Annotated in this window: 7 protein-coding genes and 1 pseudogene; 5 read left to right on the top strand and 3 right to left on the bottom strand. The window is 75.3% G+C overall.

All coding sequences use genetic code 11. The features are described 5' to 3' along the window. Positions 1-1,377: pseudogene (locus PAI11_RS04875) on the bottom strand (hypothetical protein); the annotation flags it as partial. Positions 1,378-1,382: 5 nt separating this feature from the next. Continuing rightward, positions 1,383-1,904, bottom strand: a complete 522-nt coding sequence (locus tag PAI11_RS04870; protein WP_138974110.1) for a hypothetical protein — start codon at positions 1,902-1,904, stop codon at positions 1,383-1,385. Between the two features lie 84 nt (positions 1,905-1,988). On the opposite strand from PAI11_RS04870, the gene PAI11_RS04865 reads away from it, so the two are divergent. Both PAI11_RS04865 and PAI11_RS04860 read left to right on the top strand, forming a co-directional pair. Beyond that, positions 1,989-3,998 carry an O-antigen ligase family protein gene (locus tag PAI11_RS04865; protein WP_040598428.1) on the top strand — a complete coding sequence of 670 codons (2,010 nt, stop codon included), beginning with the start codon at positions 1,989-1,991 and terminating at the stop codon, positions 3,996-3,998. Beyond that, on the top strand, positions 3,995-4,225 hold the full coding sequence (locus tag PAI11_RS04860; RefSeq protein ID WP_007571440.1) for a hypothetical protein: 231 nt from the start codon (positions 3,995-3,997) through the stop codon (positions 4,223-4,225). The genes PAI11_RS04865 and PAI11_RS04860 overlap by 4 nt, the downstream gene beginning before the upstream one ends. 32 nt (positions 4,226-4,257) lie before the next feature. Here the strand turns inward: PAI11_RS04860 and PAI11_RS04855 are convergent, their stop codons facing one another. Next, positions 4,258-4,749: an RNA polymerase sigma factor gene (locus PAI11_RS04855; RefSeq protein ID WP_280109757.1), complete on the bottom strand. Its 492-nt coding sequence runs from the start codon at positions 4,747-4,749 to the stop codon at positions 4,258-4,260. A 445-nt stretch (positions 4,750-5,194) separates the two neighbouring features. Here PAI11_RS04855 and PAI11_RS04850 point away from each other — a divergent pair, with 445 nt between their 5' ends. Genes PAI11_RS04850 through PAI11_RS04840 form a run of 3 tightly spaced genes read left to right on the top strand, consistent with a single transcriptional unit; the run spans position 5,195 to position 8,602 of the window. Then, complete coding sequence (locus tag PAI11_RS04850) at positions 5,195-6,601, top strand: sugar transferase (protein ID WP_050897109.1); 1,407 nt, start codon at positions 5,195-5,197, stop codon at positions 6,599-6,601. Next, positions 6,594-7,538, top strand: coding sequence for a glycosyltransferase family 2 protein (locus PAI11_RS04845; protein ID WP_081488265.1), 945 nt, complete (start codon positions 6,594-6,596; stop codon positions 7,536-7,538). The genes PAI11_RS04850 and PAI11_RS04845 overlap by 8 nt, the downstream gene beginning before the upstream one ends. Continuing rightward, positions 7,535-8,602 carry a glycosyltransferase gene (locus tag PAI11_RS04840; protein WP_050897108.1) on the top strand — a complete coding sequence of 356 codons (1,068 nt, stop codon included), beginning with the start codon at positions 7,535-7,537 and terminating at the stop codon, positions 8,600-8,602. The genes PAI11_RS04845 and PAI11_RS04840 overlap by 4 nt, the downstream gene beginning before the upstream one ends. The last annotated feature ends 9 nt before the right edge of the window (positions 8,603-8,611 follow it).

Genomic DNA, 8,611 nt, shown 5'->3' with positions numbered 1-8,611 from the left:
AACCGCGCGGACCCCGGATCGCCGCACCCGGACCGTCCGCGGCCGGCCCGCGCGGCCGGCGAGCGTCGTCGCCGTCCGCCAGCGCCCGGCCCGGCGGACCTCGATCCGCAGCGGCCCGTCGCCCGGCGGGCGGACCCAGACCGTCAGCCGCCCGGAGCTGCGCCCGGTCACGACCAGCGGGAAGCGGAACGCCTGCGCCGACGGCTTGCGGCGCCCGTCGCGCAGGTACAGGCCCGACTGGTAGGTGCTGGAGAAGCTCGGGCGCGGCTCCTGGTCGCGCACCTGGTACCAGAGCACGGTGCTGGCGCCCTGCGCCCACAGCCGCCACAGCAGCTCGGCCGTCCAGCGCGTCAACCGCGCGGTCGGGACCCCCTGGGGATCGGGCGGCGCGGAGTCGTAGGAGACCTCGGTGACCCACAGCGCCGGCGTCCGCGGCCCGACCGTCCCGGCACGCCGCGCCGCGCGCAGGACCCGCGTCAGCTTGCCGAGGTCGGGGATCGTCGCGTCGTCCGCGTTGCCGGCCCGGCGCGACGGCGAGCCGATCGCGTAGGGGTGGTGCGCGATCGCGTCGACGGTGGTCGTCGACCGGCAGCTGCGCCGCAGCCGCGCCGACAGGCAGAGCATCGACCGCAGGAACCGCACCGGCGCGATCCGGTGGCCGCCGACCTCGAAGTCGCCGTACGGCGCGAGCCCGCCGGCGATCACCCGGGCCGTCGGCTGGGCGGCCCTGATCCCCGCCGAGCCGGCGTTGACCAGCGCCCGGAACCGACCCGGCGCGAACGGCTTCCCGTCCTGCCACTGGGGTGCCAGGTAGAGGTCCAGGTTCGGCTCGTTCCAGAGCTGGAACTCGGCGACCCGCGGCAGCGCTCGCCCGGGCGCCAGCGGGTCGGGATGGCTGCCCGAGTAGCGGGTCGCCAGCGCCTGCATGAAGCGCCCGTAGGCGGCGGCGTCGGGCTTCCACGCCTGGGCGGCGACGGCGGCCGGACGACCCGGCTCCTGCGCCCACGTGGGGGCGCCGGTCACGTTCACGATCGGCGTCAGGCCGCCGGCCGCGATCGCGCGGATCTGGTCGTCGACCGCGCTCCAGCGGTAGCCCGGCCAGCTCGGGTCGGCGGCGCGATCGGTCGGCGGCGCGACCGGCGAGACGGCGCTCCAGGTGACGCCGATCCGCAGCGGCCCGGCGCCCTCGGCGCGGGCGCGCGCGAACCACGCGTCGCGGTCGGGCAACCCGGCGATCGCGCCGTCGGTGAACCCCAGCCGCAGGCTCGACGGGGCCGCGCCCGCGCGCGGCGCGGCGAGCATCGCGCCCAGCAGGACGGCGATCGCGAGGGCGACCGCCAGGGCGGCCGCCCGCCGGCCCCGCGCGACTTCCGGCATCGCCATCACGCGCCGCGCCGGCGCACGACGGCGCCGCCGACCGCCGCGACGGTGATCACGACCAGCAGCAGCCAGATCGGCAGCGGTCCGAGCTGCGTCCCGAGCGCCGACGCGGCCGTCGTCTGCGCCCGCGAGTCCGGGGCGTCGAGGCGCCGGTCGGGCCGCGCGGCCGTCATCTCCCCCGCCCCGGAGCCCGATCCGGAGCCGGTCGACCCCGCGCCCGTCGATCCGCCGCCGGAGGACCCGCCCTTCGCCGAGGAGCCCCCGCCGCCGGCGACGCCGCCGGTGCGATCCAGCGCGTCGGCCAGCGCCCGCCCGTCGCCGCCCGCCGCCTGGTCGAGCGCGCGCCGCTGGCTCTTGGAGACCGGGGCGCGCTTCGTCGACGGCGCCTGCGGCACGCTCTCGCGGTACTGGTCGACCGCCGCGCTGCCGGGCGGCGCCTCGCCCTGGGGTGGCTGGTCGCGGGCGGCCGCCGGCGACGCGACGGCCAGCGCGAGGGCGGCGACGGTGACCACGAGACGGAGCACGACGATCCATACGCCGGGCGGGGATGCTTCCTGACAACGGCCCGCTGTCAGGTTCTGGCGCGGCCCGGCGTATCGAGTCTCCGGATGTCCACGGCCACTTCCGTCCGCAGTCCAGCCCAGGCGATCGCGCCGGGGGTCGCCGTCCCGCTCGGCGCGTTCCTGGCGGGGCTCGGACCGGTCGCGCTGCTCGGGTTCGACGGCGGCGGCTACGCGGTGGCGACGGTGGCCGGGCTCGGCATCGTGCTCTGGTGGCTGCTCGCGGTCGGCCTGCTGTCCGGAGCGCTGCCGCGACCGCGGCCGACGACCGCCGGCTGGACGATGCTCGCCGGCGCGGCGGCCCTGGCCGTCTGGGGCGCGATCACGCTCGGCTGGAGCGGCGGCAGCGAGCGCGGCCTGACCGAGGTCGTCCGGCTGCTGGTGCTCGCCGGGTCGCTGCTGCTGGGGATGGTGGCCGTCGGCGCCGGTCAGGCGCGGTTGCTGATCGGCGGGGTGCTGACCGGGCTGGTCGCGATCTGCGCCGCCGGCGTCCTGTCGCGACTGCAGCCCGACCTCTTCCCCGGCTCGTCGGACATCGCCGTCTGGCTGGGCGAGCGCCGGCGGCTGTCGTGGCCGCTGAACTACTGGAACGGCATGGGCGCGGCGGCCGCGCTGACCGTGCCGCTGTGCCTGACGGTCGCGGCCCGCGCTCGCACCGCGGTGACCTCGGCGCTGGCGGCCGCCGCGATCCCGATCGTCGTCGTCGGCCTGGTCCTGACCCTGTCGCGCGGCGGGATCGCCGCCGCCGCCCTCGGCCTGATCGCGGCGATCGCGATCGTCGCCCCGCGCCTGGTCCTGCTGCGGACCGCGATCGCGCCGGCGATCGGCAGCGCCGCCGCGCTGGTGGCGGTGCTCGGCAGCGACCCGATCCGCCAGGCCGTCGGCGGGCAGGCCCAGACCGACGCCGGTACCAAGCTGCTGCCGCTGCTGGTGCTGATCGTCGTCGGCGTGGCCCTGGTCCAGGCCGGTTGGCAGACCGCCGACCGCGCCCGTTGGACGCCGCGGCTGCCGCGACCGAGCCCGCGCGCGCAGGTGGCCGGCTGGCTGATGGCCGCGGTCGCCGCGCTGGCGATCGCGCTCGCCGCCGGGCTGCCGGGGCGCGCGAGCGACGCCTGGAACGACTTCCGCGATCCGGCGGTCAAGACGCAGACAGTCGCCGGCGAGGCCTCGCTGGGCCGGCTGGCGTCCGCCGCCAGCAGCGGCCGCTACGAGGAGTGGAGCGGCGCGATCCGCGCGATCCGCGCCCACCCGCTCGGCGGGATCGGCCTCGGATCGTGGGAGTCCTGGTGGTCCCCGCGCCGCGACCGCTCGCCGGCCGTCCGCAACGCGCACTCCGAGCCGCTCGAGATCGCCGCCGAGACCGGGCTGCCGGGCCTGCTGCTGCTGGTGACGATCGTGCTCGCGCCGCTGGCGGCCGCGATCGCGCTGCTCCGGCGGTCCCGTGGCCGGCCCGCGCCCTACGCGCTGGTCGCGGCGCCGACGCTGGTCGCGTTCGTCGTCGCGATCAGCGTCGACTGGGCGTGGCAGCTGAGCGCGCTGCCGGTCGCCGCCGCGTTGCTGGCCGCCGCGCTGGTCGGTCGCGGGCGCGACGTGCCGGTCGTGTCGCAGGCCGCCACGACACCCCTCGATCCCGCGACGGCCCCGGAGCGCCGGCGGCGGCTGGCGTTCGCCGGCCCGCTGGCCCTCGGTGCCGCGGCGGTCGGGTCGATCGTCGTCCTCGCGGTCGCGCTGATCGCCCCCGACGGCGTCGAGCGCAGCCGTGCCGCCGTCGGCGCCGGGGCCCTCGACCGGGCCGCGTCGATCGCCCGCGACACCCGCAACGCCGCGCCGTTCTCGCTCGATGCGGCGCTGCAGCGGGCGCTGGTCGCCGAGCGCTCCGGCGACCTGTCCGCCGCGGCCCGCGCCGCGGCCGACGCGACCCGGATCGAGCCGCGAAACTGGCGTCCGTGGATCGTCCTGGCGCGGATCGAGGTCGCGCGCGGCCGGCCCCGCGCCGCCGTCGCCGCCTATCGACGCGCCCGTGCCCTGAACCCCCGCTCCCCGCTGCTGCGACCATGAACCGCATCGATTCCTTCGACGATCCCGGCCTCGGCCCCGCAGAGCAGGACGTCGCCCGCTGGCTGGTGGCCGAGCGGCCCGTGCCGACGGCGGCGCTGGAGCGCCGCGGCCGGGCGGTGGTGCAGCGCGCGATCCACGATCGGGTCCTGCGGCGCCGGGCCGGCGTCCTGCTGTCCAGCGGCGGGCTCGCCCTGCTGCTGTCGCTCGCGATCGCCCTGCTGGGCTGAGCGGGTCGGCGTCCGCGATCGCGCCCGCTGGCTCAGGGCCGGCGCTCGGGCATCGCTTGCCGCAGCTGCCGCAGGCTGCGCGACAGGATCTGGTGGACGTTGGCCTCGCTGAGCCCGGTCAGCTGGGCGATCTCCTTGCCGCGCAGGTCGCCGCCGAAGCGCAGCGCCACGACCTCGCGCTCGCGGTCCCCGAGCCCGCCGAGCGCCTGCTCCAGCTCGGGCGAGACGCCGAGCTCGGGCCGGTCCGGGGCGCCGGCGACCCGCGCGTCCAGCGCGTCGACCTCGGTCAGGGACTCCGGTCGGCGGGCGCCGCGGCGGTAGTGATCGGTCAGGACGTTCTGGGCGATCGCCAGCAGCCACGTCGCTGGGCTTGCTCGACGGGGGTCGAACCGTCCAGCGTGCTTGACGGCGCGCTCGAATGTCGCTGATGTCAGGTCCTCGGCGTCGTGGCGACTCGCGACCCGATAGGCGAAGAACCCGTACACGCGTCCAAGGTGAAGCTCATAGATCTCTTCCAGGTTCACTATGGGCGACCTCGCCTGCCCGCCCTAACGTACCGCTCATCGGCGACTCGCACGAGCCGTCCCACCCCCCGAAGCCGAACCACTGCCCCCACCCGGAGCAGCGGTCCTCGATCCCCCGATCCCCGAGAGGCGAGAACATGCGTGGGTCGTCCGACGTCGTCCACCGCAGAGCTGCCAGGCCATCCCAACCGGACAGACCCCTCGCACGTACGGGGGGTTGGAACACGCGCTCATTCCTGCGAGACTCCCGTCGTGGACCTTCACCAGGTTCGGCATGGGTGAGCCGGATCCCCCGGCTCTTCAGCGCACAACCCGGCCACCAGCCAGGTCCGGGGTACTGCGCCACGTCCCGCGGCGGTCGGTCGAGTAGTGGGGCGCAATGTCGTTGAGTCAGCACCCCGCCCTGCGTCTCGACGACTCCTCGCGCCGCCGCACCTTCAGGTCGGTGCCCGGGCAGTCAGCGCCGACGCCCGCGGCATGGCACCCGCCGCGCACCCGACTGCTGGTCGACGTGCTGGTGGTGACGACCGCCGTCGCGCTCGTCGCGGTGGTCCGCGATCACCCGGTCGATCCGTGGACGATCGCCTACGCCAGCATGGCGGTCGCCACGATGGCAGCCCGCGGAGCCTACGTCCGGCGCCTGGAGGACTCGCTGCTGCTGGTCCTCGTGCGCCACGTCGTCTTCAGCGCCGTGGTGGCCCTGATGGCGACCACGACGCTGCGGGTCCTGGTCGACGTCAGCCCAGGATCGGGACGCTCGATGGTGGCGATCTGCGTCGTCTCGACGGTGGCGCTCGCGGTCGCTCGGATCGGCGGCGCCTACTACGACCGGCACGCGCATCGGCGGGGCACCCGCACGGTGCGCGCCGTCATCGTCGGTTGCGACGAGGTGGCGCTGCGCGTGGAGCAGCGGCTGCGGGCGCGCCCCGACATCGGCCTGCTGCCGATCGGCTACCTCGACGACGACGGGGATCCCCTGACGACCCCCGTCGCCGGCCGAGGCCTGCCCGTCCTCGGAACCCTCGGCGCCCTGCGACAGGTGCTCGCGCGGCACCAGGTCGACGCGATCGTGCTGACGCCCGCCGAGAACGCGATGTCGCACAGCCGGCTGATCGACCTGGTCAAGCAGGCCCACGCGGCGCGGCTGACGGTCTTCAGCATCCCGCTGCTGCACCCGGTGCTGAACGCCCGGACCGAGCACCACCGGCTGGGGACGCTGCCGGTCCAGGAGCTGCGCCCGGTCGATCCGCGCTCGCGGCTGTACCGCGCCAAGTACGTCCTGGACCGGATCGTCGCGACGATCGCGATCGTCGTCCTCTCGCCGTTGCTGGTCGCGATCGCGATCGCGGTGAAGCTCTCCGACCCGGGGCCGGCCCTCTTCCGTCAACGTCGCGTGGGCCTCGACGGGCACGAGTTCGACATCCTCAAGTTCCGCTCGATGCGCCAGGCGGACGCGAGCGCTCCGGCGTGGCACCCGCCAGCTGGCAGCGCCCCCGGCGGCGTCGAGGGCGTCGACCGCCGGACCGCGGTCGGGCGGTTCCTGCGCCGTACCAACCTCGACGAGCTGCCGCAGCTCCTCAACATCGCCCGCGGCGACATGAGCATCGTCGGGCCACGCCCGGAGCGCCCAGAGTTCGTCGCCCGCTACTCGCAGGCGCTGACCGCCTACGACGCCCGCCACCGCGTCAAGTCGGGCCTGACCGGCTGGGCCCAGGTCCACGGGTTCCGTGGCCAGACCTCGATCGCCGAGCGCGCCGAGTGGGACAACTACTACATCGAGAACTGGACGTTCGCGCTCGACGTCGTGATCGTGCTGCGGACGCTGAAGACGTTCTTCGAGGCCGATGAGTAGCCCGCAGCGGGCGCGCGCCGCCACGCGCCCGGCCCCGGTGGTCGAGATCGTGATCGTCGCCTACCGCGGCCTCGACCTGCTGCGGGCCTGCCTGCGGTCGATCAGGGAGCAGCCACCGAGCGGCGGCGCCGTCGTGACCCACGTCGTCGACAACGCCAGCGGCGACGGCACCGCCGACGCGATCGCCGCGGAGTTCCCCGAGGTGATCCTGCACCGCCGGGCCAGCAACGACGGGTTCTCGGTCGCCAACAACGCCGCGCTGCGCGTGACGACCGCGCCGTGGGTGCTCGTCCTGAACCCGGACACCGAGCTGCGCCCGAACGTCCTGGACCACCTGATCGCCGAGCTCGAGCGGCACCCGGAGGCGGGCGTCATCGGCTGCCGGCTCGAGCGGCTGGATGGGACGTTCGACCACGCGGCGAAGCGCTCGTTCCCGACCCCGCTGGGCGCGATCGAGCACTTCACCGCCAAGCTGCGGCCCGGTGGCGAGCGCCGCCCGCTGCAGTACCACGCACCCCACGTCGAGGAGCGCGGCACCGGCACCGTCGACGCGATCAACGGCGCCTTCATGCTGATCCGACGGGAAGCGCTGGTCGCCGTCGGGCTCCTCGACGAGCGGTACTGGATGTACGCCGAGGACCTCGACTGGTGCCGGCGCTTCGCCCAGGCCGGCTGGCAGGTCCGCTACGACGGCCGGGTGACGGCGATCCACGTCAAGGGCGGCGTCTCGGGAAGCCGCCGATCGCTGCGAACCAACTGGCACTTCCACCGCAGCATGGGGCGCTTCTACCGCAAGTTCGACGCCGGTCGCTCGCCGTGGCTCGACGGCGCGGTCTACGCCGGGATCCTGGCCCGGTTCGCGCTGTCGGCGGCGCGCAGCGCGGTGGCGCGCTCCCGCCCCCAGGCCCGGGCCACCCCCGGCGGAGGCTCCGCGTGACCGCGCGTGACGACGCCGGGGGGATGCACGAGCTCCGCAGCCTCGACCGCCCCTGCCTCAGCCCCACCGGCGCGATCGTGACGGCCATCGTCATCGACTACCACGCGGCGCCCGCCACCCGCGCCGCCGTCGCCTCGCTCCGCACGTTCCTGCGTGACCTCGGGGACCGGGCCGAGATCGTCGTCGTGGACAACGGAGCAGCTGAGGGCGCCCTCCCCGCGGTCGACACCGACCTGCGCGCCGCGCCGGCCGTGCGCTGGCTGCCGCAGGACCGGAACCGCGGCTTCGCGGGCGGTGCCGCCGCCGGGATCGACGCCTCCAGCTCCGAATGGATCCTCCTGCTCAACAACGACGCCGAGTTCTCGCAGGGGTCGATCACCGACCTGCTCGACGCGGCGCGCGGAGAGCGGATCGGAGCCGTCTGCCCGGTGATGGTCTTCAAGGCCGACCCCGAGCGGATCAACTCGGCGGGGATCGTCGTCGACGAGAACGGCGTCGCTCGCGACGCGCTGCTCGGGCAGCCTGTCGCGGATCTTCCCCGGACCCCCTTCGGCGTATGGGGATGCTCGGGCGGCGCGGCAATGTACTCGCGGGCGATGCTCGACGCGATCGGCGGCTTCGACCGCGAGTACTTCATGTACTACGAGGACGTCGACGTGGCCTGGCGCGCTCAGGTGCGCGGCTGGAAGTCTCTGTGCTGCCCGTCCGTCAGGGTCCTCCACGAGCACTCGGCGACCAGCCGGCACGCTTCCGCCTTCAAGCTCTACTGGAGCGGGCGCAACCGCGTTCGCCTGCTGGCCCAGAACCTGCCCGCCGCGCAGCTGCGCCGACGCTTCGCCTCGATCGTCGGCTACGAGCTGCTGTACGTCGCGTACTACGGCGCTCGCTATCGCACCGCCGCCCCGCTCCGCGGACGGATCGCCGGGCTTCGCGCTTGGCGCGCGGTACGCGTCGATCGGCCTCCCGCGATATCGCTGCCGCCGGCGGCCGGGATCCGCGCCGCGTTGCGCCGCAACCGCGCCGTCAGGGCCCTCGGCAGCAGCGGCGACCAGCGGACCGGCTGAGACCTTCGT

Origin of the sequence: Patulibacter medicamentivorans, from assembly GCF_000240225.1 — a bacterium.
In the GTDB taxonomy this organism is placed as follows: domain Bacteria; phylum Actinomycetota; class Thermoleophilia; order Solirubrobacterales; family Solirubrobacteraceae; genus Patulibacter; species Patulibacter medicamentivorans.
This window is presented reverse-complemented; position numbering and strand designations above follow the sequence as displayed.

Coding starts and splice junctions, on each gene's coding strand:
- PAI11_RS04845 (WP_081488265.1), top strand. CDS start 6,594: ATGAGTAGCCCGCAGCGGGCGCGCGCCGCCACGCGCCCGGCCCCGGTG.
- PAI11_RS04860 (WP_007571440.1), top strand. CDS start 3,995: ATGAACCGCATCGATTCCTTCGACGATCCCGGCCTCGGCCCCGCAGAG.
- PAI11_RS04865 (WP_040598428.1), top strand. CDS start 1,989: ATGTCCACGGCCACTTCCGTCCGCAGTCCAGCCCAGGCGATCGCGCCG.